Below are 26,955 nucleotides of genomic sequence, written 5' to 3'. Positions count from 1 at the left end.
TACGGGCGTGGCCGTCACCCGTGGCCGGACGGCGCCCCCTCTCCCGGACGGTGGTTCTTGAGCATGACCCAGGAGGCCGCCGCGGCGGCCAGCAGGAGCAGGGCGCCGATGGCCGCGGCCGAGGCCAGGCCGGTGGCGAAGGCGGCCCGCGCGGCGTCGAGCAGCGCCTGGGCCTGTTCGGCCGGCAGGGCCGCGGCCGCTTCGGCGGCGCCACCCAGGGAACCACGGGCGTCGGAGACGGCCGCCGCGGGCATACCGGGCGGCACCTCGAAACGCTGGTAGACGCCGGTGATGATCGACCCCAGGACCGCGATCCCCAGGGCCATCCCCAGTTCGTAGGCGGTCTCGGAGACCGCCGAGGCCGCCCCCGCCTGGTTCTTGGGAACGCTGGACAGGATGACGTCGTTGGCGACCGCGAAGGCCAGGCCCATGCCGACGCCGACGAGGAACAGCGACACGGCCATCAGCGCGTAGCCGCTGTCGGGGGTGAGGAGGACGAGCAGGGCCAACGCGCCCCCCATCGTCGCCATCCCCCCGCTCAGGACGATCCGGACGGAGGAGCGGCGCACCAACCACCCGGCCACCAGCCCGCTTCCCATCGACGCGAGGACGGCGGGCAGTTCGGCCAGTCCCGCGACGAAGGGGCTGTAACCCTGGACGAGCTGGAAGAACTGGGACAGGAAGTAGACCAGTCCGGACATGCCGAGAACCGACAGCAGGTTGGCGCCGATCACCCCGGAGAAGGCGCGGTTGGCGAACAGCCGCACGTCGATGAGCGGTGACGGGAGCCGGACCTGCCGCCGGACGAACAGGACCAGGGCGAAAACGCCGACCAGGGCCGCGGCCGCGGTGCCCGCGCTCAGGCCGTGCGCCGCCGTCTCCTTGATCGCGTAGACGACGCCGATCATGCCGACCATGGACAGCCCGACGCTGGGCAGGTCCCACGGACCGGGGTCGGGGTTCTTCGACTCGGGCAGCAGCTTGATGCCGACGGGCAGCAGCAGCGCCATGACCGGGACGTTGATCAGGAAGACCGACCCCCACCAGAAGTTCTCCAGCAGGAGGCCGCCCAGGACGGGGCCGAAGGCGGCTCCGCCGGAGGTCGCCGCCGCCCAGATGCCGATCGCGGTGCTGCGCTCCGCCGGGTCGGGGAAGAGGCTGCGGATCAGCGCCAGGGTGGAGGGCATCAACGTGGCGCCGGCGACGCCGAGCAGGGCCCGGCCCAGGATCAGGGCCTCGGCCGTGGGAGCGTAGGCGGTCAGCGCCGAGAACAGGCCGAAGGCGGTGGCGCCGGTCAGCAGGAGCTTCTTGCGGCCGATGCGGTCGCCGAGGCTGCCCATGGTCACCAGCAGGCCGGCCAGGACGAAGGAGTAGATGTCGCCGATCCACAGCAGCTGGGTGCCGGTGGGGGCGAGGTCCTCGCTGATGAAGGGGGTGGCCATGCCCAGCACGGTGCCGTCGACGGCGATCAGCAGGACGGCGAGGACCAGGGTGCTGAAGGCCCACCAGCGTCCTCGGCGCTGCCGGATGTCGGAAGAGCTCGGGGCGGTGGTCATCGGTCCGTCTCCCTGGAGGGTCTGCCGGCCGAGGCGACGCCGTGCAGCAGCAGGTCGGTGATCATGTGCTGGAAGTCGCGGGCGGCGACGCGCCCGCTCTGGACGGACCACGCCGCGCCGGCCACGAGGCTGTAGAAGGCCTCGGTGAGCCAGGCCGCGGACAGGTCGGGGGTGAACTCCCCGCTGCGCTGGCCGCGCCGGAACAGTTCGAGAATCCGTTCGTCGATGTCCTCCCAGCCCGGATGGGTCTGTTCGGGTATGTCCTGGCCCTGGGTGTACAGCAGCGCCAGGAAGGGGGCGACCGGTTCGCAGGCCGTGGTCAGGCGGTGCAGCGCCTGCGTGGCCGTCCCCTCCTCCAGGCGGGCCGCGCGCAGGGCCTCGTCCATCCGGGTGACGGCGGACTCCTCCACCGCCGCCAGCAGCTCGCGGCGCCCGGCGAAGTGCCGGTGCAGGGTGGCCCGGCTGATCCCGATCGCCTTGGCGATCTCGTCCTGAGTCGCGTTGGGGCGGCGGGCGAGATGGTCCGCCGCGGCGCGGAGAAGTTGGTCACGATCCGATGTCATGAAACAATCCTAGCTCTTTTGCGACATAAGTGTCTCAAAAGACGGCGGGGAACGGCCCACTTCGAAACCCGTCCAACGCCCCGCCCCGGCGCGCGCCGGCCGACCACTCTCGGCGCCGTGCCACCCGGACGGGCCGGCCCCCTCGCCCGGGAACGGCGACGGACACCCGGGCCCCAAAGCCGCTCCCCAAGACCTCCACGACCCGACGGGACTCGCTCCCCTGGTCCACGGGGAGGTCGCACCACTCCGTCAGCGCCCTCGGAGCCACCCCTCGACACCTCGGCGAGGGCCCACCCGCGACGCGTCGCGCCTTCTCAGATAATTTTCGGCGGAATTTTCACCTCTCCCCCGGAGGGCCCATCACATCCTTGACGTTTCACCTCCCTCTTCCCGCCTCCTTTACCTTGTAGATTCACTACGGTGATCCAGATCACTTTCCCCTCTGTCCGCGGGCGCCGATTCTGGTTACATTAAGGCGGTGTAACGGCGGCGAGACCGCAGGAGGAAGTTCATGCGGGCCGAACGGACCCTCGCGCTCATCCTCGGCGAGCACGACGGCTCGGCGTTCGCCGGGCGGGTCCGCTCGCGCGGAAGGCCGCCGCGCCCCCATGACGTACCGGCCGCCTCGCGCGCGGAACAGGCGGCGACGACGCGCTTTTGGGAGCGCTCCCGAAACCGGATGCCCAGGGCACCGCCGACGTGTCGGCCACGCGATGCCTCCCGCGACCATGCGGCCCGCCCGCCTGATGGTGCGCCCGTCCCCTGAACCCGAACGGAGCCGGCCGGCCAGTACGTCTGTTCACGTTCCGGCTCAACGCCCGTGACGACATCCTCGCCTAGGAGCCCATCCATGCGTACCCGCCTCGCCATCATCGCCTCGGCGGTGGCCACCCTCTTACTCTCCTTCCTCCTCGTCGTCCAGCCGGCCCACGCCGAGACCGGCTTCGAGATCCGCGACGGCCGCCTGGTCGACGCCAACGGCAACGACTTCGTCTTCCGCGGGGTCAACCACCCCCACGCCTGGTTCACCCACGAGACGGAATCCTTCGCCGAGATCGCCGACCTCGGGGCCAACTCGGTGCGCGTGGTCTTGAGCAGCGGGCACCGCTGGACCCGCAGCGAGGCCGCCGACGTCGCCAACGTGATCTCCGAGTGCAAGGCCAACAAGCTGATCTGCGTGCTGGAGGTCCACGACACCACCGGCTACGGCGAGGAGGGGGCCGCGGCCAGCCTCGACCAGGCGGTGGACTACTGGATCGACATCCAAGACGTCCTGACCGGCCAGGAAGCCTACGTGCTGCTCAACATCGGCAACGAGCCGTGGGGCAACACCGACTACCAACAGTGGACCGGCGCCACCACGCAGGCGATCGACAGGCTGCGCGACGCCGGGTTCGACCACACCATCGTGGTCGACGCCCCCAACTGGGGACAGGACTGGTCGTTCACCATGCGCGACAACGCCCAGCAGATCTTCCAGAGCGACCCCGCGGCCAACCTCGTCTTCGACGTGCACATGTACGGCGTCTACGACACCGCCGCCGAGATCGAGAGCTACCTGACCTCCTACGTCGACGCCGGCCTGCCGATCATGGTCGGCGAGTTCGGCCACAACCACAGTGACGGCAACCCCGACGAGGACGCCATCCTGGCCACCGCCGAGGAGCTGCAGATCGGCTATCTGGGCTGGTCCTACAGCGGCAACGGCGGCGGGGTGGAGTACCTCGACCTGGTGGACGACTTCAACCCCGACAGTCTGACCGCGTGGGGTGAGCGGCTGTTCAACGGCCCCAACGGGATCGTCGAGACCGCCGAGATCGCCAGTGTCTACGACGGGCCCGGCCCCTCCCCCGAGCCCTCTCCGGACCCCTCGCCCGATCCCTCCCCTGAGCCCGAGGGCGGCTGCACCGCCGTCTACGAGGTCGTCAACCAGTGGAGCGGCGGCTTCCAGGGCGAGGTCGAGGTCACGGCGGTCGAGGACGTCACCGGCTGGCAGGTCTCCTGGACCTTCGCCAACGGCCAGCAGATCACCCAGGCGTGGAACGCCGACGTCACCGTCGACGGCGGCGTGGTCACCGCCGTGAACAAGAGCTACAACGGTCACCTCCCGGCGGGGCAGTCCGCGTCGTTCGGCTTCACCGCCTCCCACAACGGCACCAACCAGGTCCCCGTCCCCACCTGCACCCCGCGCGGCTGAACCGACCCGCGCCATCGTCCGCCGCCTCCGCGTGATCGGTGGGCGTGAAGGTCCGGCGGAGCCGACCACGCGGATCGGGAGCGCTCCCGATCCGCGTCCGGCCGCCGGACCGCCACCCCGGACGTCTCCCCGTGCCTAAAGCCCACGGCCCCGCTCTCGCCGAAGCCCGCGATCTGTTCGAGGAGTTCCTGGAGGCCGAGATCCGCCTGATGCTCCGGGCCGGGGCCGACCCCGCGTGGGGCACAGCGCCGAGGCGATGCTCCGGGCCGGGCTGGTCGACGTCGATCCGCGGCCTCACGTGGAGATGTGGGACGCCGACTCCCCTGGTGTCCACCTGATCTCCCACCACACCCGCCACCTGTGTGAGGCGTTCCTGCGCGAAGGGCTGACCGACCAGCGGCTCGCCGAGGTCCGGACCCTGCTGGCCGACCCGGGGTTTCGGGCCTGTTCCTGCGTCATCTACTCGGTGCAGGGCCGGCGCCCCCGGTGACCTGTCCGGGTCCGTCCCGGCCCCGACGCCTCCGGCGTGCCGTGAGGGACGCCGTCGCCGCGCCCGCCTTCGGCCGGGGACGGCGTCCTCAGCGCCGGGGCGGTGCCATGGCGGTGGCGACCCCAACCGGTTGTAGAGGTTGATCAGCCCGATGGCCATGAGGAACGCGGCGACCTGCCGTTCGGAGAAGTGGTCGGCCACGCGTCGGTAGACCCCCGTCGGGGACCCCTGCCCGCCGAGCCTGGTGGTGGCGTCCACCAGCTCCAGGAGGGCGCGTTCGGCCTCGGTGAGGTGGCCCGCCGCCTCGCGCCGGACGCCGATGAGCACAAGCCGCTGTGGGGACTGACCGGCCTTGAGCGCCTCGTGGGCGTGCAGGTCCGCGCAGAAGGCGCACCCGTTCAGCCAGGAGGCGCGCAGCCGGATCAACGTGAGCAGGTCGGTGCCGACGACCCCGCCCACGATCTCGCCGATCTCGGCCGGCTCGGCGTAGGCCTCGGGAAGCTGCTGTGCCACCTGGACGCGCTGGGAGCCCATGGGGTCGGTCCTCTCCATACTCGACACCGCGGAAAACCCGTGGATTCGGGGCGACCGCCTGGAAACCCGGGCGTCGCCATCGGCCTCGGTCCGATGAACCTGGGTCGGCACATCCCGCGGTTGCCGGAACCGGCCCTCGTCCCGCCCCCTTCGGCTCCGTCGCCCCGGCCCCGTTCGGGCCGTGGTCACCGCGACTCCAGCGCCTGCGCCCCCCCTTCTCAGATCCATCGCGATGTCGTCCCAGTCCGGCCCGTGCAGCCACAGGCTCTCGGCGGCCTCCCGCAGCAGCGCGGGGTCCTGTGGCCGTTGCAGGAGCACCAGCCGGTAGGAGAGGTTGCGGATCCAGACCGGTAGGTACCCGTCGACCAGGTGGGGGCAGAGCTCGCGTAGCATGGTCAGGATCGAATCCGCGTCGGCGAAGGTCAACTCCTCGACGAAGGCATGCTCCCGGTGGTCGAGGTCGCACTCCGGTACGGGCCGGTACTCGTCTCCGTAGAGGCAGCGGGCGTGTTCCGTCAGGGTGCCGTGCATGCCCCGGAGCCTACGCCGCCCTCCACCGGCGCGCGGCAGGCGCGGATGGCCCCTCGGTCCCGGGGGATACTGGGGGCCGACCCGTACCGTCGAGGACAGGAGCCCCTCATGTCCGCTCCGGGCGACCAGGAACGAGACGCCCCCCACCGGCCGATGACCCCGGAGGAGATCGAGGCCGCGAACGTCGGAGCGGCCCCCAGGTTGAACGGCCGGATCAGCCTCGCCGAGTACGATCCGCGCTGGCCCGAGGTCTTCGCGCGGGAGGCCGCCCCCATCGCCGAGCGTCTGGACGGTCTCGACCACCGGGTCGAGCACGTGGGTTCCACCTCCGTGCCGGGACTGCCCGCCAAACCCGTCATCGACATGCTGCTGATCGTCCCCGACTCGGCCGACGAGGCGGCCTATGTCCCTCGCCTTGCGGAGGTGGGCTTCGCGCTCGTCATCCGCGAACCGTCCTGGTACGAGCATCGCCTGCTCCGCAAGGAGGGTCTCGACCCGAGCGCCGATTCGGCCAACCTGCACGTGCTGTCCCACGGCTGTCCCGAGATCGACCGGATGCTGCTCTTTCGCGACCGGTTGCGCGCCGACGCCGCCGACCGGCGGCTCTACGCCGAGACCAAGCGCTCCCTTGCCACGCGGACCTGGCAGTACGTGCAGAACTACGCCGACAAGACCGATGTGGTCACGCGCATCCTGCGCCGCGCCGGCCTGGAGGGGTGAGCCCCGCCGCGACGGCCCCGCCCATGGCGGACGGGCCCCGGGCGGGCCGGCCCGCACCTCGTCTGTGACGCGACGTGTACGAGGCCGACCAGGGTGTAGACGATCCCGTGGGGCTCACCACCGCATCGGCACGAACGGTCACCGGGTTGGCGGGCGCGACCGTCGCCGCCGCCTCGACCACACCGGCACCTCGGCGTCGCCCGGGGGCCGGCCCGGATCGCGGTGACGGCGCCACCCCCGGGACGGACACCGGCGCACACCGGCGGCGGGCGCGGCGCAGCAGGCGTGTGGCCGCCGACGCGCAGGAGGCTTCGGGCCACGCCCCCTGTTCCCGGGGCGTTTCCCGACGGGGAGCCGGGACCGATCGCCCCGCCTCCCCTCGCGGGGATCGCGAAGCCGCCGAAGTCCGTTTCCGTCGCCGTGCTTTTCCGCCCCTTCGGGTGAAGGGACGGCCGTGTTAAAGTCGATCGAGCGAAACGCGACGGTGCGCTTCCACGCGCTCCCGAGCTCATCGATATGGAAAGTCACCATGGGTCTGCTGGCACGACGGCGAGCTATCTGCGCCGAGCCGGAATCCGAGGACAGCCTCCTCGCCTGATTCCCTCGGCCGGCTCGGCGAGTTCTTCTTTCGACGTCGTTCCCCACGGACTCCGCCTGGGCAAGATCCTCTTGGCGAGGACCCGCCCGCCATCGTGTGCGGTGCGGTCCGGTTGGCGTCCGTACCGGACTCCGAAAGGTCCTCCGTGCTTTCCAGGGAAATCCGCGACACCTTCTTCGCTTTTTTCGGTGAACGCGGCCATATCCGTGTTCCGTCGAGTCCCCTCATCCCCTCCGACCCGACCCTTCTGTTGGCCAACGCGGGGATGAACCAGTTCAAGCCCTACTTCCTCGGTGAGGCGGTGCCCGACTCCCCCCGGGCGATGACGGTGCAAAAGTGCGCGCGCACCTCCGACATCGACAACGTCGGCCGCACCACCCGTCACGCGACCTTCTTCGAGATGCTGGGGAACTTCTCCTTCGGCGACTACTTCAAGGCCGAGGCGATCGCGTGGGCCTGGGAACTGTTCACCGAGGGCTACGGCCTGGACCCCGAACGGCTGTGGATCACCGTCTACCTCGACGACGACGAGAGCGCGCGGATATGGCGCTCGATCGGCGTGCCGGCCGAACGCATCCACAGGCTCGGCGTGGAGGACAACTACTGGTCGATGGGGGTTCCGGGCCCGTGCGGCCCCTCCTCCGAGCTGTGCTACGACCGCGGCCCCGCCTTCGGCGCCGAAGGCGGCCCCGCCGTGAACGACGAACGTTACGTCGAGCTGTGGAACCTCGTGTTCATGGAGAAGCTGCGTGGCGAGGGTCCCGCGAAGAAGGACTACGCCGTCCTCGGCGACCTGCAGAAGAAGAACATCGACACGGGCCTTGGTCTGGACCGGCTCGCCGCGATCCTGCAGGGGGTCGACACGGTCTGCCAGACCGATCTGCTCGCCCCCACCCTGGAGGCCACGCAGGAGCTGGCCGGCCGGCGCTTCCCCGGACACGACGGCTCACCCGAGTCGGTGTCCTTCCAGGTCGTCACCGAGCACGCCCGGTCGATCGCCTTCCTGATCGCCGACGGTGTCCTGCCCTCCAACGAAGGGCGCGGCTACATCCTGCGCCGGCTGATGCGCCGTGTCGTGCGCCACGCCCGTCTGCTCGGCATCGACCGGCCCGTGCTGGCGGAGGTGACGGCCTCGGTGGTGGGCAATCTGGGCGAGGACTGGCCGGAGCTGACCACCCAGTCCTCCCTGATCGAACAGGTCGTCTCCGCCGAGGAGGAGACCTTCAACCGCACCCTGCGCCAGGGGACGCGGCTGCTGGAGGCGGCGATCGAGCGCGCGCGTGACACCGGCTCCTCGTCCCTGTCCGGGGACACCGCCTTCGAGCTGCACGACACCTACGGTTTCCCGGTCGACCTCACGACGGAGGCGGCCGGCGCGGCCGGCCTGGAGGTGGACCGGGAGCGCTTCACCGCCCTCCTGGAGGAACAGCAGCGCCGCGCCAAACAGAGCGGCAAGGAGCGCACCGGGGCGGCGCTGGCGCGGCTGGAGGCCTACCGACACGTCGCCGCCCGGTTCGGGGCAAGCGAGTTCGTCGGTTACGACGCCACCACCGCCGAGAGCACGATCGCGGCCCTCATCGTCGGCGGCGACCTGGTCGAGCACGCCGACGAGGGCCAGGAGGTCGAGGTGGTGCTCCGCCAGACGCCCTTCTACGCCGAGTCCGGCGGGCAGGTCGGTGACGCGGGAGTCATCCGCGGCCGCGACGGCGCGCTCGTCGAGGTCCGCGACACCCGTGCCGGCGTCGTGGGACTGACCGTGCACAAGGGCCGCGTCGCGTCGGGTTCGGTGCGGATCGGAGAGGAGGTGCGCGCCGAGGTCGATCCCGACCGCCGCGCGGCCGTGGCGCGGTCGCACTCGGCCACGCACGTCCTGCACGCCATGCTGCGCAGGACCCTGGGAGACCACGCTCGCCAGCAGGGGTCCCTGGTCGCCCCCGGCCGCCTCCGGTTCGACTTCGCCCACTTCTCCGCGCTCGACCAGGACCGGATCGACGACATCTCCACCCTCATCAACGAGGCGATCCTGGACGAGCCCAAGGTCCGCGTCTGGCACACGAGCCGGGCCGAGGCCGAGGCGGCCGGGGCCATGGCGCTCTTCGGCGAGAAGTACGGGGACGTGGTGCGCGTCGTCGACATCGGCGACTTCTCCCGCGAACTGTGCGGGGGAACCCACGTCGACAACGCGGCGGCCATCGGGCCCGTCCACATCCTCAGCGAGTCCTCGATCGGTTCGAGCCTGCGTCGGATCGAGGCGCTGACGGGCCAAGACGCCCTGCGCCACTTCGACCGGGAACGGATGCTGCTCAACGAGCTGACCGGCCTGTTGGGGGTCGGCCGTGACGCGGCGGTCGACACGCTGACCAAACGCCTGAGCGCGCTGGCCGACGCCGAGAAGAAGTTCGCCGAGCTGCGCAGGCGGGAACTGGAGGGCATCGCCGAGCGGCTGGCCGGGCGGGCGCGCGCGTCCGGTGGCGGCTGGCTGGTGGTCTCCCGCGTCGACGAGGTGGAACGGGACGAGCTGCGCACGGTCGCCGCGTCGGTGCTCCAGCGCCGCGGGTCCGCAACGGGTGTGGTCGTCCTCGCCACCGAGGCCGAGGGCAAGGCCGCGTTGAGCGTCGCCATTGGTAACCGGCTGGCCGAGAACGGGACGAACGCGCGCGATCTGCTGACCAGGGCCGCCGCGATGATCGGCGGAGGCGCCGGGGGACGCGGTACCACGGCCAGCGCCGGCGGGCGTCAGGTCGAGCACCTCGACGCGGCCCTCCGCGCCGCGCGGGAGGAGGCCGAAGCGCGTCTCGGGTCCCTGTGAGCCGGTAACAGGGCGCCCGGACCCTCGTCGGGGGTCCGGGCGCCCCCACCGCGGCACGCGAGGGGGGCCTCCCCGGGGATCGGGCTTCCAAAGCGGCGAAGTCGCAGGGGGCGCGGGCAACCGGGTCTTCGCCCGTATCCGCTACCGGGCCGAGACGGACCGGGCGTTTTCCTCCCCCCGCTCCCGCGGGGTCTCCTCGCGCCGGGTGAGGACGAGGGGACCGTCCTCGGTGATGGCGACCGTGTGCTCGGAGTGCGCGCCCCGGGAACCGTCGGCCGAGCGGATCGTCCAGCCGTCGGGGTCGAACACGATCCGGTCCGTCGTCCGGGCGAACCAGGGCTCCAGGGCCAGGGTCATGCCCGCCTTCAGCTTGAGCCCCTTGCCCGCGCGGCCCTTGTTGGGCACGTGGGGCTCCTCGTGCATGGTGCGCCCCAGCCCGTGACCGCCGAACTCGGTGTTGACGGGGTAGCCGTATCCCGCCGCGACCGCGCCGATGGCGGCCGAGATGTCCCCGAGGCGGTTCCCCGGACGCGCGGCCTCGATGGCGGCCTCCAGGGCCACCTCGGTGGCCTCGACGAGCTTCAGGTCCTCCTCCGCCGCCGCCCCGACGATGACGGTCCGGGCCGAGTCGGCCACCCAGCCGTCGATCCCGACGGCGATGTCCATGCTGAGGACGTCTCCGTCGCGGAGCGTGTAGTCGTGCGGCAGCCCGTGCAGGACCGCGTCGTTGACGGACAGGCACACGACGTTGCGGAACGGTCCCTTTCCGAAGGAGGGGGCGTAGTCCCAGTAGCAGGACTCCGCGCCGCGCCGGCGGATCATGTCACGGGCGTGCCGCTCCAGGTCGAGGAGGTTGACGCCGACGTCCGCCCGCTCGCCGAGTTCGGTCAGAACCTGGGCGACGAACTCCCCGGTGACACGCATGCGCTCGATTTCCCGCGCGGACTTCAACTCGATCACGGACGATCCTCTTCTCGGTCGGGTTCCAACGGAACGGAGACGTCAACACCCACGTCGGGCCATTGCGGCCGGCCGCTGGGAAGGCCGCGAGGCTCCGTCCCGTCCGGCGGCCCGCTCGCCCGGCGAAGGGGCCGTGCGGCCCTGCGGGCCGCCCTCGGAGGTGTCGACGGCGATCCTCGACGGTGGGGGAGGTCCACGCGGGGAACGGGCGGTACCACGCGGCGCGGTGAACGCGCCGGCAGCAGCCCGCTGGTCGCGGACGGCGGTGACCTGACCGACGGGACGCCCGTTCGGGCGGGGCCGGGTGTCGTCGCACACCTCCCCACGGTAGTCGACCACGTTGTGCACCGGTCCCGGCACCGGACCACGGCGGGCGGGGAACCGACACCATGGATGTCGGCCTGGCTCGGGGATCGGCGGACGTGCCGGCCTCGGGAACGGTCTCGCCCGTTCGTGGAGCGGGAGGCCGGTGGGCGGGGGACGGCCCGCCGTGCGGGCCTCGGCGCCCTCGGCCCGCCCGTCCACGGTCCGGACCGGCCGGCGCGCGCGAGGCATGGAAGAAGGTCATTCCCGGTCCGGCGCCATCGCCTCTCCCACCCTCGGGGTCGCCCGCCGGCCGGCGGGCGGCCCGGACGGCGCGTCCCCCGCGCGGAGGATCCGCGCCAGCACCTCCCGTCTCGTCGCGTGCAGGTGGAAATGGCCGCCGGGGAGCTCGACGAACTCGAACGCCGCTCGCGTCACCTCCCGCCACCCGCGGACCTCGGCGGCAAAGAACAGCGGGTCGGCGGCACCGTGGAAGGCCGTGACGGGGGTCCGCAGGAGGGGATCGCCGGCGAACTCGTAGGTCTCGCACGACCGCAGGTCCCCGCGCAGGATCGGCACCAGAGAGGAGTCCGGGCAGGCGCCGAGCGCCCCGTCGGAGAGGACGTCGAGATGGGCCGCCAGCTCGGCGTCGGGGGCGAGGTGGAACTGCCGTCGCCCCATCGGCAGCTGCGGAGCGCGGTAGCTGGAGACGAACAGGTGCCGCGGCCCGGCGTCCAGGTCCTCGAAGACCCGGGCCAGCTCGAAGGCGATCAGCGCTCCCATGCTGTGGCCGAAGAGCACGAAGGGTCCGCGCAGGCGCTCCAGGAGCGGGTCCACCAGGGCTTCGGCCACGTCCGGGATCGTCGCCGGCGCCGGCCCGCCCCGCAGCGCGCCCCGGCCGGGCGGGCGGGCGGACAGCAGCTCCACGCCCGAGGGGAGCAGCGCGGCCCAGTCCAGGAAGGGCGGCGCGAGGCTTCCCGCGTAGGGCAGGCAGACGAGGTGCAGACGCGGGTCGGAGGCGTCACCCGCCGAGTGCCAGGGGTCGTGTGTCAGCGCCACTCCGTCACCTTCCTGTCCGGATCCTTGAGGAGCCCTTCCAGCAGGGCGCGGTAGCGCCCCACCCACGACTCGACCGTCGCGGTGGACAGGAAGTCGGTGGACAGCTCCCACAGGACTCGCAGCCCGTTGTCGGGGACGACCAGCGCCCCCAGATCCGACCGGGCCCCGGGAATGGGCACCTCCTCCACCTCGACGCGCAGGTCGGGCAGTTCCAGGCCACCGGGATCGGCGGGGTTGAGGACGAACCAGGACTGGGCGTAGCGGTCCCCGCCGGGCCGGTCCTGGAACCGGAGCAGTTCGCGCATGAGCGGCAGGGGCAGCGCCTGGTGGTCGAGAGCGCCCGCGACGGTCCGGCCCACCGCGCGCACGGTCTCGTCGGCCGTGCGCGCGGGGTCGAAGCCGAGCCGGAGAGGAAAGGAGGTCACGAGCATGCCGACCAGGCCCTCCAGCTCGCCGCGGTCGCGGTTGGCCGAGTTGCCGTTGAGCACGACCTCGTGGCGGCCGGTCAGGTCGGCGAGCAGCCGCCCGAAGGCGGTCAACAGCACCGTGTAGAGCGTCACCCGCCGCGACCTGGCGTACTCCTCCAGGCGGTCGGTCAGCGACGGCTCGATCGCCATCGTGACCACCGCGCCCGCCCCGGAGAGCCGGTCGGGTCTGGGCCGGTCGCCGGGCAGGGGCAGGGAGAGGTCGGCGCCGGCGAGCTGGCGCCGCCAGTAGTCCGCCAGCCGCTCCCCCTCAGCCCCCTGGAGCTGGCGCCGCTGCCATCTGGCGTAGTCGACGAGCCGGGTCCGCGGCGGGGGCAGGGAGGGCGCGCGTCCACGGACCGTGGCGGTGTACAACCGGGCGAGGTCGTTCAGCACGACGGCGACCGAGACGGCGTCGGTGATCATGTGGTGCTGGACCAGCATGAGCACCCACTCCCGCTCCCCCACCCGGGCCAGGGGGAGGCGGACGAGCGGTCCGGCGTCGATCTCGAACGGTTCCTGCGCGGTGGCCTGGCACCACTCCTCGACGCGCTGCGGCGCGGCCTCCCGGCCGTTCGCGGGCCGCAGGTCGACGAGGACGGGGCGGATCGGGGTTGTGGCAAGGACCTCCTGGACGAGGCCGCCGGCGTACCTGCGGAAGCGGGTGCGCAGCACGTCGTGGCGTTCGGCCAGGAGTTCGGCCGCCCGTTCCAGGGCTGTGACGTCGAGCCCGCCCGACAGGTTCAGGCGGTAGGAGACGTTCCAGGTCGCCGGATTCTCGGTGAGGGCGTGCCGGTCGGCGAGGTGGCGTTGCATCCAGGTCGCCGGGCCGCTCGACCACGGGGCCGTCTCCTCCCGGGCGACCCACTCGAGCAGGGCGTCCCGGTGCCGGCGCAGCGCGGTCATCACGGTGTCGGTGAGCGCCCCCTCGGGGGCGTCGAAGGCCAGCCGTCCGTCCCGCTCGGCGAGGCGGACGTCCTCTTCCCGCAGGTACAGCAGGAGTTCGTCGAGGTTCACAGCACCCCCTGGACCCGCGTGGCCGGGCGGAGGTCCCCGTCGGTCCGCTCGCGGCCCTGGTCCGCGAGCGCCGCCATGTCGCGGATGGTCGGCCGCTGGAAGAACTCGGTGAGGGTGACCTGCACGCCCAGTTCGTCGCGGACCCTGTTGAGCAGGCCGACCGCCTGCAACGAGTGCCCGCCGACCTCGAAGAACGAGCGGTCCGGCCCGATCCCCGACACTCCCAGGTGGCTCTCCCAGATCTTCCTGAGCCGTCCGATGCGCTCCCCCTCGGAGGCGACGCCCTCGTCCTCCGCGGGTGCGGGCGCGGGCAGCGCCCCGCGGTCGACCTTCCCGTTGACGTTCGTCGGCAACGCGTCGGGGAACGCCCAGGCGCGCGGGATCATGTAGTGCGGAAGCCGCTCGCGCAGCAGCGCGGCCACCCGCTCCCCCGCGGTCTGCGGGTCGAGGCCGGCGTCCTCGGCGAGGACGACGTGGGCGGCGAGATAGGTCCCGCCGTCTGCGTCCTCGTGGGCCAGGACCACGGCCTGGCGGACCGCGTCCAGGCCGTTGAGCGCGTGTTCGACCTCTCCGGGTTCCACCCGCCAGCCGCGGATCTTCACCTGACCGTCGTCTCGGCCCAGGTATTCGAGCGTCCCATCGGCGCGCCACCGCCCCAGGTCGCCGGTCCGGTACATGCGCCGTCCCGCTCCGGGCGCGAAGGGGTCCTCGCCGAACGCCCGCCCGGTCTCCTCGGGACGGTCGCGGTAGCCGCGCGCCACCCCGGCCCCGCAGACATGGATCGTGCCGACCGCGCCGACCGGCACCGGCCGCCGCGCCTGGTCGAGGAGGTGGATGGTGGTGCCCGAGATCGGGCGCCCGACCGGTGGCACCCGGTCGTCGAGATCGTCCACCCGGTGCGAGGTGACGACGTGGGTCTCGGTCGGCCCGTACTCGTTGTACAGGGCGCAGTCGGGGTTGGCCGCGAGGAAGCGCCGCACCGTCTCGGTGAGGGTCAGCCGCTCCGCCGTGTTGATCACCTCGCGCAGGGCGGGGGCGGGCCCGTCCGCGAGCAGGGCCTCCAGCAGGTACTGGAGCGGGGTGAAGGGCATGATGACCCGTTCGACCCCGTGGGCCCGCACCACGCGCGCCAGCGCGGGCGGGTCGAAGCGCTGTTCCTCGGTGACGAGGACGAGGGTTCCGCCGGAGGCCAGCGTCGTGAAGATCTCCTGGCTGGCCACGTCGAAGCCGCAGGAGGCGAACTGGAGCGTCCGGGCGGGCGCATGGGCGCGCAGGTACCAGTCCACCAGGTTGGCCAGGCCCCGATGGGGCATCTCCACGCCCTTGGGGCGTCCCGTCGAACCTGAGGTGTACAGGCAGTACAGCAGGTTGTCGGGGGTGGTCACGCAGTCGAGGTCGCCGTCGTCGATCCCCTCCGCCTCGGCCCCGGCCGGCTCGTCGACGCGCAGGACGGTGACCCCCTCGGGGGCCGTCGCCGCCGTCTCCCCCTCGGTGAGGAGCACCCGGGCGCCGCTGTCGGCGAGCATGAACGCCAGCCGTTCCTCCCCCTGGAGGGGGTCCAGCGGCAGGTAGGCGCCGCCGGCCTTGGCCACGGCCAGGAGCGCGGCGATGAGCCGGGGGGAGCGGGCGAGCCGCACGCCCACCCGGTCGTCGGGGGCGACCCCCGCGGCGCGCAGCCGTCGGGCCAGCCGGTTGGCGGCCGCGTTGAGCTCGCGGTAGGTGAGGTCGCCGGCCACGCCGACGACGGCGGTGCGGTCGGGGTGCTCGGCGGCCCGGCGTTCGACGAGCAGGTGCGGGCACGGCGGCTCGGGCCGGGGTTCGCCCGCGCCCCACTCCAGCAGCAGCCTCCGGTCCTGCCGGCTCACCCCGCCCAGGTGGGACAGCCGCTCGTCGGGGTCCTGGACCGCGGCGGCCAGGACGTCGTGGAGGTAGTCGGCGATCCGTCCGATGGTGGGCTCGTCGAAGACGTCCGCGTTGTACTCGATCTGGCAGTGGATGCCCTCGGGCAGGTTGGCCAGGTACAGGGTGAGGTCGAACGGCGCCCGGTCCACGCCCACGTCGAGCAGCCGCGCCTGGACCCCGGGGAGGTCGAACTCGAAGATCGCCTCGTTTTCGAATTCGACCATGACCTGGAAGATCGGGCTGCGGCCGGGGTCCCGTTCGGGGTTGACCCGCCTGACCACCTCCTCGAACGGCGCGTCGTCGTGCTCGTAGGCGTCCAGCAGGGTGTCCTTCACCCGGCCGAGCAGTTCGCGGAAGGACAGGTCCCCCGACAGGTCGAGCCGCAGCGCGAGGGTGTTGGCGAAGAAGCCGACGACGTCCTCCGTGCCCTCCGGGCGGCCCGCGATCGGGGTGCCCACCAGGATGTCGTCCTGGCCGCTGAAGCGGTGCAGGACGGCCCCCAGACCCGCCACGAGCGTCATGAACAGGGTGGCCCTCTGTGAGCGGGACAGCGCCCGCAGCCGCTGCGACAGCTCCTCGGGCAGCACGCGGAACAGGGACCGGCCCGGCGATACCGGGAGCGGGGGGCGGGGACGGTCGAGGGGAAGCCGCAGCTCGGGGAGGGGGCCCGCGAGCCGCTCCGCCCAGTAGCGCAGGCTCGCCTCCGCCGTTCCCTGCGCCACGGCCTCGCGCTGCTCCCGGGCGAAGCGGACGTAGGTCATGCGCGGGTCGGGAAGGTCCACCGCGCGTCCCTCGGCCCCGGCCCGGTAGGCCTCGGTGATCTCCCGGGTCAAGACCAGGGCCGAGACGGTGTCGACGATGATGTGGTGCATCGCCAGGACCAGGACGTGGTGGTCGTCCGCGAACCGCAGGATCCGCGCCCGCAGCAGCGGCCCCTCCTCCAGGTCGAAGGGGCGGCGCCCCTCCTCCGCGACCGCCTCCGCCACGGCCCCGTCCACGTCGGCGTCGGCGAGGTCGCGCAGCTGGCATTCCAGGTCCACGTGGCCCAGGACGACCTGGCGGGGTTCGCCGTCCACCTCCCGGAACACCGTCCGCAGCGCCGGGTGGCGTTCGACCACGTAGCGCAGCGCGGAACGCAGCCCGGGCACGTCGAGCCGGCCGCGCAGGTCGATCGCCTTGGCCTCGGTGTAGGTGGGGCGCCCGGGCAGGAGCCGGTCGAGGAACCAGATCCGCTGCTGGGCGAACGACAGCGGGGCCACGTCCGTCACCTTCGGCCCGCCCCGCGCCACCTCCGCCAGGGGCCTGGCGGAGGTGGCCGCGCCGCCCTCCTGGTAGCGCCTGCGCACCCTGTCCAGTTCGGGCAGTCCGCGCAGCACCTCGTGCGGGGGCAGGCCGAAGTCGACGAAGGCCGCGATCTCGTCGACGCCCGCGTCCAGCAGCGCCTCCACCACGGGGGCGCAGCTGTCCGCGGTGCCGATGAGGGCCCGGCTCTCGCAGTAGCGTTCGAAGGCCATGCCGAGCATGAAGTCGACGTCCTCCTCCGGTGTGTTCTCCAGATCGATGGAGAACCCGAGGCTGTTCGTCGTCTGCCCGAACAGCGACAGGGAGGAGCGCAGGTAACGGCAGAACGGGTCGCGGGCGGCGGCCCTGGCCTGCTCGACGTCGTGACCGAGGTAGGTGTGCACCAGCACGGTGACCCGGCCCGTGTGGGGGTCGTGCCCGTGCTCGGCCCGCGCCGACCGGTACCGGGCGACGTTGTCGGCGAGCTGCTCGATCGACTGCCCCATCAGGTTGGTCACGACGTCGAGCCCGTGTTCGGCCGCCATGCGGTAGCTGTCGGGGTTGCCGACGATGGCCACGGACATCGGCAGCTCCGGCTGGACCGGACGGGGGTGGAGGCCGACGTCGACGCGTTCGCCCGTCCCCGACCGGCCGGTGACCTTCTCGCCCCGCCACAGCCGCCTGACCGTCTCGATCTGCTCGTACATCACCTCCTTGTGGCGGCCGTAGCGCTCGGGGAAGAAGACGAAGTCGTTGGCGTGCCAGCCGCTGGCGCAGCCCAGTCCGACACGGCCCTTGGACAGGTTGTCGACGAGGGACCACTCCTCGGCCACCCGGATCGGGTTGTGCAGGGGCAGCACCACGCTGCCCGAGTTCAGGCGGATGCGCGTGGTCTGCGTGGCCAGTGACGCCGCCAGGACCGAGGGGTTGGGGAAGATGCCGCCGAAGGAGTGGAAGTGCCGTTCCGGCAGCCAGACCGCGTGGAAGCCGTGGTCGTCACCGAACTTGGCGCAGTCCTGGATCAACTGGTAGGCGGCCTCGCGGGACACCTCCTCGGGGTAGTCGCCGAAGAAGTAGATGCTGAAGTCGGGGGCGGCGGTGCGCCTGGGCTCGACCCGCGCCGCGGGGGCGGAGGGGGCGGGCCGTGACGCGCTCGGCGCGGTGGCCTGCGCGGCGGCGGGCCGCGCCCCGGCGGCCAGGACGGGTCGTTGGGACGGGAACAGGCCGCCCCGGCGCATCTCGCGCAGCGACGTCTGCACCGCTCGGACGATGTGGTCGACGTCCTCGTCGGTGTGCGCGGTGGACAGGAAGAAATTGCGCCACTCCCACACGTACACGCCGTTGAGCAGGAGGTGGTGGAAGAACAGCTCCATGTTCCCCCGGTACTCGAACCGGAACTGGGAGCCGAAGTGCGCCACGCGGACGGGGTACTCCTCCTCCTCGAAGAAGGCGTTCAACGTCGTGGCGAGCCCCTGGGTGCGGGCGTTGAGCCGCTCCTGCAACTGCGGGCTGTGCGTCTCCAGATGGCTGAGCACGGCGCGGGCCACGCTCATCGCCAACGGATGCTGGGTGTAGGTGCCGCCGAAGAAGGTGGTCTCCGCCGGCGGGAAGCTGTCGTCGCCGTAGCGCCAGTATCCGCCGTCGACGCCGTCCATGATGGCGGCCCGGCCGGCGATGGCCCCGATCGGGAAGCCGCCGCCGAGGGCCTTGCCATAGGTGGCCAGGTCCGGTTCGACCCCGAAGAAGCCCCGGGCGCCCTGGAGGTGGGGGCGGAAACCGGTGAGCATCTCGTCGAAGAGGAGCACGCTGCCGTGCCTGCGGGTCACCTCGCGCAGCTCGCGGACGAAGGTCTCGGGCTGGAGGGAGGGGTTGCGGCTCTGGACCGGTTCGACCATGACGGCGGCGATCTGCGGCCCCAGCTGGTCGATGACGCGCAGGCTCTCCGCGGCGCCGTACTCCAGCACGATCACCTCGCTGACCGCGCTGTCGGGGATCCCGCTGGAGACCGGGACGCTCCGCAGGCCGTCCCCGTCGCGGACGCTGCGCGCCAATAGAGAGTCGATGTGGCCGTGGTAGGAGCCCTCGAACATCACGATCTTGTGCCGGCCGGTGTAGGCCCGGGCCAGGCGGATGGCCGCGGAGTTGGCCTCGGTCCCCGAGGTGGCGAACGCGGCGCGGTCCGTCCCGGTGAGCCGGGTCAGGAGTTCGGCGGCCTCGCCGGTCTCCACGTTCCTCGGCCCGATCCGCAGACCGCCGTCCAGGTGCCTGCGGATGGCCTCGTTGACGAAATCCGGTTCGTGGCCGAACAGCAGGATGCCGAACCCCATGGTGATGTCGACGTAGCGGTTGCCGTCGACGTCCTCGATCCAGGATCCCCGCGCCCTCCTGGCCGCCAGCGGGTAGAGCATCTCCTTGGTGGCGCTGCGGAAGCCCACGACCGACCGGCTGTCGGCCAGGGCGCCCCGGTGACGTTGGGCGATGTCCTTCGACGTGCGTGTCGCCGTCTCGTACCTGTGGACGAGGTCGTCGAGGTGGCGCCGCTGCTCGGGGGAGGAGCGCCCGGTCACCATGCCCGAGCCGCGGCCGACCGCCACCCTGGGGCCGTGGGCGCGGGGCTGTTGCCCTGGCGGGGGCGTCGCGGCCGTTTCGGCGGCGCTGTGGGCGGTGTCGGCGGGCCGTTCCGTCCGCGCCTCCTGGGCCGCGCTCGGCTGGCTCCCCCCTGCCCTGGCCAGCGCGAGCTGGTCGGCCATCACCCCCGAGAGCTGACGCATCACGCTCAACTGCTGGCTGATGATGCGTTCGATTCCGCCGTCCGCGTCCGCGGGCGGGGCGGGCGGATCGTGGGCGATGCTGCCGGGCGCGCCCGCCACGGGCGCCGGCGCGGCGGGGGCCGGGGCGGGGAGGACCGGCGCGGGCGGGGGAACGGGTCCGGCTGGGGCCGGCGGGGCGGTGTCTCGGCTCGGCTGCGTCGGCGCGGGGGCCGCGGTCTCGACGGGTTCGGGGCGGGGATCGTTCCGGGCGATCAACCGCTCCGCCTCGTCGGGAGAGAGCCGGTCGATCACGGCCTCGGCGAGCCGTTGGGCGCTGTCCGCGGACTCGAACAGCTCGCGCATGGAGACACGGACGGAGAACGCCTGCTCGACGTCGCGCAGCATGTTGACCATGCCGAGCGAGTCGGCCCCCAGGTCGATGAAGGCGTCCTCCGCCGCCACCTGGTCCGTCTCCATGCCGAAGTGGTGGGCGGCGCGTTCGCGCACCACCCCGAGGACGTGCTCGTGGAGACGGTCCGCGGCGGCGTGGTCGTTGCTCGTCATGTCCATCCCTGTGGCCGTCGGTTCGCTGGTCGTCGCCGAAGCGTCCGGGGCGGGCCCGGCGGGTCGTCCCCCCGCCATCGGTCCGATCCAGTGGCTTTCACGTTGGAAGGGGTAGGCGGGGACCCGCCCGCGCACGACGCCGGGGGGCACGAGGTTTCCCCAGCGCACGGGCACCCCGGCGGCGTGCAACCGCGCGAGGGCGGCGCGGATGTCTTGTGCCGGAGAGACCTCGGGCCCGTGCGAGGAGACGAAGACGGACCCCGGTCTCTCCCCGCGGCCGATCCCGGTCAGGACCGCCCCCGGGCCGATCTCCAGGAACACGCCCGCCCCGGTGGGGCCGGCGTCACGCAGGGCCAGGTCGAAACGCGCCGTCTCCCGGATCTGGCGGCACAGGTAGTCGGCGTCGATGACGTCACCGGCCTCCAGCCTGCGCCCGCCGAGGTTGCTGGAGAAGCGGCGGCGCAGGGGGGACAGGCGCACGTCCTGGGCGTGCTCGGCGAACAGGTCCACCACCGGGTCCATCGACGCGGTGTGAAAGGCCCGGCCGGCGGCGAGCCTGCGCGCGTGCACCCCGCGTCGGGCCAGGTCCTCGGCGAGCGCGTCGACCCCGCCGGCGGCCCCTCCCACGACGTGCTGGCCGGCCCCGTTGACCACGCAGACCTCCAGGCCGGGGTGGCGGGTCAGCGCCTCCTCGACCACGGTCGGGTCCGCGAAGACGGCGAGCATGCCGCCCTCCTCGGCGACCTCCTGCATGAGTCGGCCGCGGACGGCCGCCAGGTGGAGCCCGTCCTCCAGGGAGAACGCCCCCGCGGCCCACAGCGCGGCGTACTCCCCGGCGCTGTGGCCGACCACGTGGGAGGGGCGGACCCCCAGGTCGTCCCAGAGCCGGGTGAGGGCCGCCTGGTAGGCGAAGAGCGCGGGCTGGAGGAGGTCGGTCGTCCACTGGTCGGGCCCCTCGCCGTCGACCAGAACCGAGCGCAGTCCCTCGCCCCACGTCTCGCGGTACGTCGCGTCGCACTCGTCCAGCACCGCGCGGAATCCGGGGTGGCCGTGGTAGAGGGCGCGCGCCATACCGGGCGCGTGCGGCCCCTGCCCCGAGTAGAGGAAGACGGGCGCGTCGGCTCCCGGCGTTGTCCCATCACCGGTCATGGCGCGACCGGAGCGCGCTCCTTCGCGGTGCTCCCCCGAGGCGTACCCGTCCAGGGCGGCGGCGAGCTCGGCGGGCGAGGACCCGGTGACCGCCAGCCGGTGGCGCATGGGCCTGGCGTTGGTCACCGCGGCGGCGAACAGCGCCCCGGGGTCGGCGCCGTCGCGCAGCCGGTCGCGGTACCCTCCGGCGAGCCGGGCCAGCGCGTCCGGGGTGTGGGCCGACAACGGCAGGACCCCCGGCCCGGCCCACCGGGGTGACGTGTTGGCCGGGGGCTCTTGGAGCACCACGTGGGCGTTGGTTCCGCCGACCCCCAGGGAGCACACGCCGGCGCGGCGCGGGCGGGCGGATTCGGGCCAGGCGATGGTCTGCTCGCTGATGCGGAACGGGGTCTGCTCCAGGCGCAGGTCGGGGTTGACCTCGCCGAGGTTGATCTGGCCGGGGATCCTCCCGTGTCTGACCGCGAGGGCCGCCTTGATCAACCCCGCCATCCCGGCGCAGCTGTCCAGGTGGCCGATGTTGGCTTTGACCGACCCCAGGTAGCAGTACCCGGTGCGGTCGGTGGCCGACCGGTAGGCCTGGGTGAGGCCCTGGACCTCGATGGGGTCGCCCAACGCGGTCCCCGTACCGTGGGCCTCGACGTAGCCGATGTCGTCGGGGTGGACCCCCGCCCTGGCCAGGGCGTCGTGGACCACCCTGGCCTGGCCGGTGACGCTGGGCGCGGTGTAGCCGACCTTCGCGGACCCGTCGTTGTTGACCGCGGTCCCCAGCACGACGGCGTGGATCGGGTCGCGGTCGGCGACCGCCGCGTCCAAGGGTTTGACCACGATGGCGGCGACCCCGCTGCCGCCGACCGTCCCGTCGGCGGCAGCGCTGAAGGGGCGGCACACACCGGTGCGGGAGAGAATGGACCCCTCCGTGTAGCGGTATCCGCCGTCTTGGGGGATGGAGATCGCCGCGGCCCCGACCACCGCCATGTCGGCGTCGCCCTGCGCGATCGCCTGCGCCGCCAGGTGGAGGGCGACCAGGGAGGTCGAGCACGCGGTCTGCACCCCGACGGCCGGGCCGGTCAGCCCGAGGCGGAAGGAGACACGTGTGCTCAGGAAGTCCGGCTGGTTGCCGATGGCCGTGCGCAGCCCGGACACGGGGTCGTCGTCGGCGCCGGCCGGGAGCTGGGTGAGCAGATAGGAGCGCTGCGGGTAGAGGTTCATCCCGCTGCCGGCGAACACCCCGATCCGCGTTCCCGCGGGCTCGGTGGGGTATCCGGCGTCCTCCAGGGCGTGGTAGCAGGTCTGCAGGAAGAGCCGGTGTTGCGGGTCGGTGAGCCGGGCCTCCATCGGGGTCATGCCGAAGAACGCGGCGTCGAACTCGTCGATGCCTTCGAGCCGGCCGCCGGCCCCCACGTGGTCGGGCGTGGGCTCGGCGGGTTCGACGTCGGTGATCGCGCTGACGCCCCGGCACAGGTTGTCCCAGTAGCGGGAGAGGTCCTCGGCGCCGGGGAAGCGGCCCGCCATCCCGATGATGGCCAGGGGGGCGACGGGGTTCTTGTCCTCGCTCATCTCCCACCTCGCCCGTTGGTGGCGGCCCCGGCCGCGAGGTGGCCGGCCAGCGCGTTGATGGTGGGGTACTCGAAGATGGTGGTGCGGGGGATCTCCCGCCCCAGGGCGGTCTCCAGCCGCGCGTGCACCTGCAGGATCTGGAGGGAGCCGATGCCGAGCTCGTAGAACCGCCGGTCCCGTTCCAGCGGACCCGCCACCACGCCGGCGAACACCTCCTCGACGAGGCGGACGGTCTCCTCGTCGGCGGTGGGCGCGGGGTCGGTGTCCGGCCGGACCTCCCGGCCGCGGGGACTCGGTGTCACATCGGCGCGGACGCCGAAGGCGTCGGTGAGGGCGGGGAGGTCGAGGTCGGCCCGGTCGGCCACCACCACCGGCCGTTCCAGCGCCAGCCGCTCGTCGCCGTCCACCAGGTGGCGCATCGCCTCGGCCGCCGGGTTGACCCCGGCCAGGTAGGTGCCGCCGGGGTGGCGTAGCACCATCCGGGTGAGCAGACGCCCCTCCTCGGCGGTGAGGGTCACCAGCCCCTTCTGCCGGGCCGCCACCGCGTAGGGGTTGCCCCTGTTCAGACCGGTGTCGTCCCACGACCCCCACAGCACGCTGTGCACGGGGACGTCGGTGTGCGCCGCCAGATGGCCGCACAGGGCGTCGGCGAGGCCGCTGGCGGCGCTGTAGCCGCCGTAGCCGAGGGAGGGGAAGCGGCCCAGCAGCGAGGAGAAGACGACGAGGTGGCAGTCCGCGCGCTCCCTGGCGATCATCGCCAGGTTCCAGGTCCCCCACGCCTTCACGCTCAGGGCCTCCCACCAGGAGGCGGCGGTCTCCTCGTCGAGGAGCCGGAACCGGTACCCCTGTTCCGCCAGGTGGAGGACGCCCGTCAACGGGCCGCCCCACTCCGTCTCGGCGTCCTCGACCGCCTTGCGCAGCCCGGCCATGTCGCAGACGTCGACGGGGCGGTGGCGCAGGCGCCCCTCCTCGTGGGCGGTGACGCTGCGGCCGACCACCAGGAAGCGCGCGTCGTAGCGCCGGGCCAGATCGTCCAGCAGCACCGTCCCGATCCCGCCGGCTCCCCCGGCGACCAGGTAGCGTCCGCCTCGCCGCAGCGCGTCGCGCGGCTCCGTGCGCTCTTTGACCGGGGACAGGGCCAGGCCGTGGGGCCGGCCGTCACGCCAGGCGATCTCGGCCGCGTCGGCGCGCAATCCCATCGCGGAACGCAGCGCGGCGGCGTCGGCGTCGGGGTCGTCTCCGGGCAGGTCGACGTGGAGGGCGCGCAGGTGGGGGGTCTCCGCGGCGAGCACGGCCGCCACGACCGGGGTGAGACCCGCGGGGAAGCACACCTGTTCCGCGCCGGTGATCCGGTGCAACTGCCGGCTGACCGTGACGAGCCTGGCTCCCCGTTCCTCCGCCAACGGTGACAGGGCGCGGGCCGCGGACAGCAGGAACCAGCCGCAGCGTCGCAGGGCCTCCTCGACGGCCTCCTCGGCGCCGTCCAGATCGGGGACGGGAAGGTAGCCCCACAGGTGGACCAGCGTCGTCCAGCGCAGACCGGCGTCGGACAGCCGGGCGCGCAGGAGCGACCAGTCGGCGTCGGAGTCGGGGTTGACGACGTAGCCGTCCGGGCGCTCCTCGAACCCTGCGCCCGCCCAGACCAGGACGTCCCCGTCGGAGCGGTCCAGCCGCTCGGCCACCCCCATGTCGTCGGCGAGGATGACGCGCGGTCCCGGTGCCGGCGTCCGGGGGATGGCGGGAAGCGGAAGCCAGCGGGGACGGTGGAGGCAGTCGGGGACGGTCACCGGGGCCGTGCCCGCGTCGCCGTAGTCGCCCCGGAGGATACGGGCGACCAGTTCGGAGCGTTGGATCTTGCCGCTGGAGGTGCGTGGAAGCTCGGCCTCGGCCAGGGGGATGACGCGGGCGGCCAGGACCCGGAACCGGGACGCGACGACCTCGACGATCCGGCGGCGCGTCTCCTCCCCGGTGGTGGCGGCGGACGGGTCGGGGACGTAGAGGACCGCGAGGGACTCGCTGCCGGTGGTCTCGTCGGGGACCCCGCAGGCCGCGACGAGCCCGTTGGAGACGCCGTCCACCTCGCCACAGGCGTCCTCGATGTCGTGGCAGTAGAAGTTGGCGCCGTTGATGACGATCTGTTCCTTGGCGCGTCCGGCGATGACGAGTTCCCCGTCGAGGACGAACGCCAGGTCCCCGGTCTCGAACCAGCCGTCTTCGGTGAAGACGGCCGCGTTCACCTCGGGGGCGTTCAGGTAGCCGGGGGTGACCCGGCCCGACCGTGCCTGGAGCCTGCCGATCACCCTCTCGGTCGTGACGCGCCCGTCGTCGTCGACGATCCGGAACCGCGCCCCCGGCGCGGGCGACCCCATGTTGGTGAACTCCACGGTGTCACCGTCGAAGTCCGCGTCCACCAACCGCAGGACACCGCCCAGGGAGTCCGTGGCCACGAGCAGCGAGCTGCGCTCCTCGGAGACGAACTTGAAGACGATCCCGGTCGCGGTCTCGGCCATCCCCCACGAGAACACCATCGCGTCGGGCCTGAGCCCGAAACCGGAGGTCGCCCCCAGGAACTTGCGGACCACCGGCATCGTGCACTGCTCGCCGCCGTTGAGCAGGGTGTTCACCGAGGAGAGGTCCCAGCTCCGGCCGGGCGCCGCCGCGAGGGCGTCTTCCAGCATCTTGTAGCCGAAGTTCGGCGACCAGGAGTGGTGCACCCCGTACCTGTCCAGCGCGTCCAGCCAGCGCAGCGGGTCCTCGGCGATGTAGGCGGTGGGGGCGTGGATCCCGGTGCAGCCGAGGACCACGTCACGCAGGTGGAACATGACCAGGGGGACGACATGGTCCAAGGGGAGCCAGTTGAAGGTGACGTCCCCCGCCGACACACGGTTGCGTTCCCGGCAGCCGATCGCCATCTCGATCACCGCGCGGTGGGTGATCTGGATGATCTTCGGCTGGCCGGTGCTCCCCGAGGAGAGCTGGAGGACCGCCACATCGTCCGGCGCCGCCCCATGGACGTCCTCACTCGGTTCGTCCTCGCTCAGCTCCGCGACGGTGAGGATGTCGTCGGCGCTGGGACCGGAGGAGCCGGGAAAGGCCCCGGCGAGGGCGGTGGCCCCGGCCGCGCCGGTGATGATGGGCGCCTGGAGCCTGCGCCAGACGCCCGCCAGCTTCTCCAGTTCGGGGCTGTCCTCGGCGTAGGAGGAGGGTGGGGTGATCGTCACGGAGCGGATGCCGCCCAGGAGGCAGCCCCACAGCACGGGAAAGTACTCCGCCAGGTCGTCGATCTGGAGGATGGCGTGGCTGCCGGGGGTCAGTCCGCGGCTGCGCAGCCCCCCCAGAACGCGTTTGGCGCGGTCGAGCAGGACGGCGGAGGGCAGGAGTTCGTCCCGGTCGCGGCCGATGACCCGCACCCCCGTCGCGGGGTGTGAGGTGGGAAGGGAGAGCAACGCCTCGGTGACGGTGCGGGGGTCGTCCTCGGCCGGACGGAGTTCCGCGCCCGCGATGAGCGCCGGCCGAAGGGTCTGCTCCCTCCCGGCCGGGAGGGAGGGCCCCGCGTCGGGTCGGGGATCTGGTTTCGGGGCGTCCAGGTCCGCGGGGGTGAAGCGGCCCGGCTCCGTGTCGACCGGACGCAGTTCGACCTCGGGGGCGACCGCGGGGAAGGCGGTCGTGAGCTCCCTCTCATAGGAACGGAGGAGGCCGGGGGTGAGCACCGGAACGGATTCCAGCGCCTTCAGGTCGGGATCGCCCTCGGCCGTCCTCGGAATCCGTCTCACCAGGACGACCGCTGTCGTCCCGGCCCGGAGCAAGGCGGCGCTCACTCTTCTGCGGACCTTCGCGGGATCGGCCCCAAGGCTCGGCACCGCGTAGGCCACCAGTGGACCGGTGCCACCGGATCGGCGGTCCACCACCACACCATCGGCCACTACATCGGATGACAGGATCTTTTCCGTA

The 26,955-nt window shown here is 72.6% G+C and carries 11 protein-coding genes; 3 read left to right on the top strand and 8 right to left on the bottom strand.

The annotated features are described in order from the left end of the window. Positions 1-14: 14 nt before the first annotated feature. Entirely contained in the window at positions 15-1,556 is a 1,542-nt protein-coding gene (locus tag ACYVHU_RS03420) for an MFS transporter (protein ID WP_498947441.1), read from the bottom strand. Next, a complete protein-coding gene (locus ACYVHU_RS03415) occupies positions 1,553-2,119 on the bottom strand; it encodes a TetR/AcrR family transcriptional regulator (RefSeq protein ID WP_078759846.1) in 567 nt (188 codons plus the stop codon). Before ACYVHU_RS03415 ends, ACYVHU_RS03420 begins: the two co-directional genes overlap by 4 nt. 850 nt (positions 2,120-2,969) lie before the next feature. On the opposite strand from ACYVHU_RS03415, the gene ACYVHU_RS03410 reads away from it, so the two are divergent. After that, entirely contained in the window at positions 2,970-4,316 is a 1,347-nt protein-coding gene (locus ACYVHU_RS03410; RefSeq protein WP_078759847.1) for a cellulase family glycosylhydrolase, read from the top strand. Here ACYVHU_RS03410 and ACYVHU_RS03405 read toward each other — a convergent pair. Beyond that, positions 4,255-5,871 carry a carboxymuconolactone decarboxylase family protein gene (locus tag ACYVHU_RS03405; RefSeq protein WP_498947440.1) on the bottom strand — a complete coding sequence of 539 codons (1,617 nt, stop codon included), beginning with the start codon at positions 5,869-5,871 and terminating at the stop codon, positions 4,255-4,257. The two genes, ACYVHU_RS03410 and ACYVHU_RS03405, sit on opposite strands and share 62 nt — an antisense overlap. 108 nt (positions 5,872-5,979) lie before the next feature. Here ACYVHU_RS03405 and ACYVHU_RS03400 point away from each other — a divergent pair, with 108 nt between their 5' ends. Then, positions 5,980-6,591, top strand: a complete 612-nt coding sequence (locus ACYVHU_RS03400; RefSeq protein WP_498947439.1) for a GrpB family protein — start codon at positions 5,980-5,982, stop codon at positions 6,589-6,591. A gap of 692 nt (positions 6,592-7,283) precedes the next feature. Next, entirely contained in the window at positions 7,284-9,998 is a 2,715-nt protein-coding gene (gene alaS, locus ACYVHU_RS03395) for an alanine--tRNA ligase (protein WP_498947438.1), read from the top strand. Between the two features lie 141 nt (positions 9,999-10,139). Here alaS and map read toward each other — a convergent pair whose 3' ends face one another. The 5 genes from map to ACYVHU_RS03370 all read right to left on the bottom strand — a co-directional run bounded on the left by map (position 10,140) and on the right by ACYVHU_RS03370 (position 26,909). Continuing rightward, the gene (gene map / locus ACYVHU_RS03390; protein WP_078759850.1) at positions 10,140-10,958 is read right to left on the bottom strand and encodes a type I methionyl aminopeptidase; all 819 of its coding nucleotides are present in this window, start codon (positions 10,956-10,958) and stop codon (positions 10,140-10,142) included. Between the two features lie 564 nt (positions 10,959-11,522). Continuing rightward, positions 11,523-12,320, bottom strand: coding sequence for a thioesterase II family protein (locus ACYVHU_RS03385; protein ID WP_159457201.1), 798 nt, complete (start codon positions 12,318-12,320; stop codon positions 11,523-11,525). Next, entirely contained in the window at positions 12,311-13,801 is a 1,491-nt protein-coding gene (locus tag ACYVHU_RS03380; protein ID WP_078759852.1) for a condensation domain-containing protein, read from the bottom strand. Before ACYVHU_RS03380 ends, ACYVHU_RS03385 begins: the two co-directional genes overlap by 10 nt. Next, on the bottom strand, positions 13,798-23,004 hold the full coding sequence (locus tag ACYVHU_RS03375) for a MupA/Atu3671 family FMN-dependent luciferase-like monooxygenase (RefSeq protein WP_498947437.1): 9,207 nt from the start codon (positions 23,002-23,004) through the stop codon (positions 13,798-13,800). Before ACYVHU_RS03375 ends, ACYVHU_RS03380 begins: the two co-directional genes overlap by 4 nt. Then, positions 23,001-26,909: an AMP-binding protein gene (locus tag ACYVHU_RS03370; RefSeq protein WP_235000650.1), complete on the bottom strand. Its 3,909-nt coding sequence runs from the start codon at positions 26,907-26,909 to the stop codon at positions 23,001-23,003. Before ACYVHU_RS03370 ends, ACYVHU_RS03375 begins: the two co-directional genes overlap by 4 nt. Positions 26,910-26,955: the final 46 nt, after the last annotated feature.

It is taken from the genome of Marinactinospora endophytica (assembly GCF_054780875.1).
This window is presented reverse-complemented; position numbering and strand designations above follow the sequence as displayed.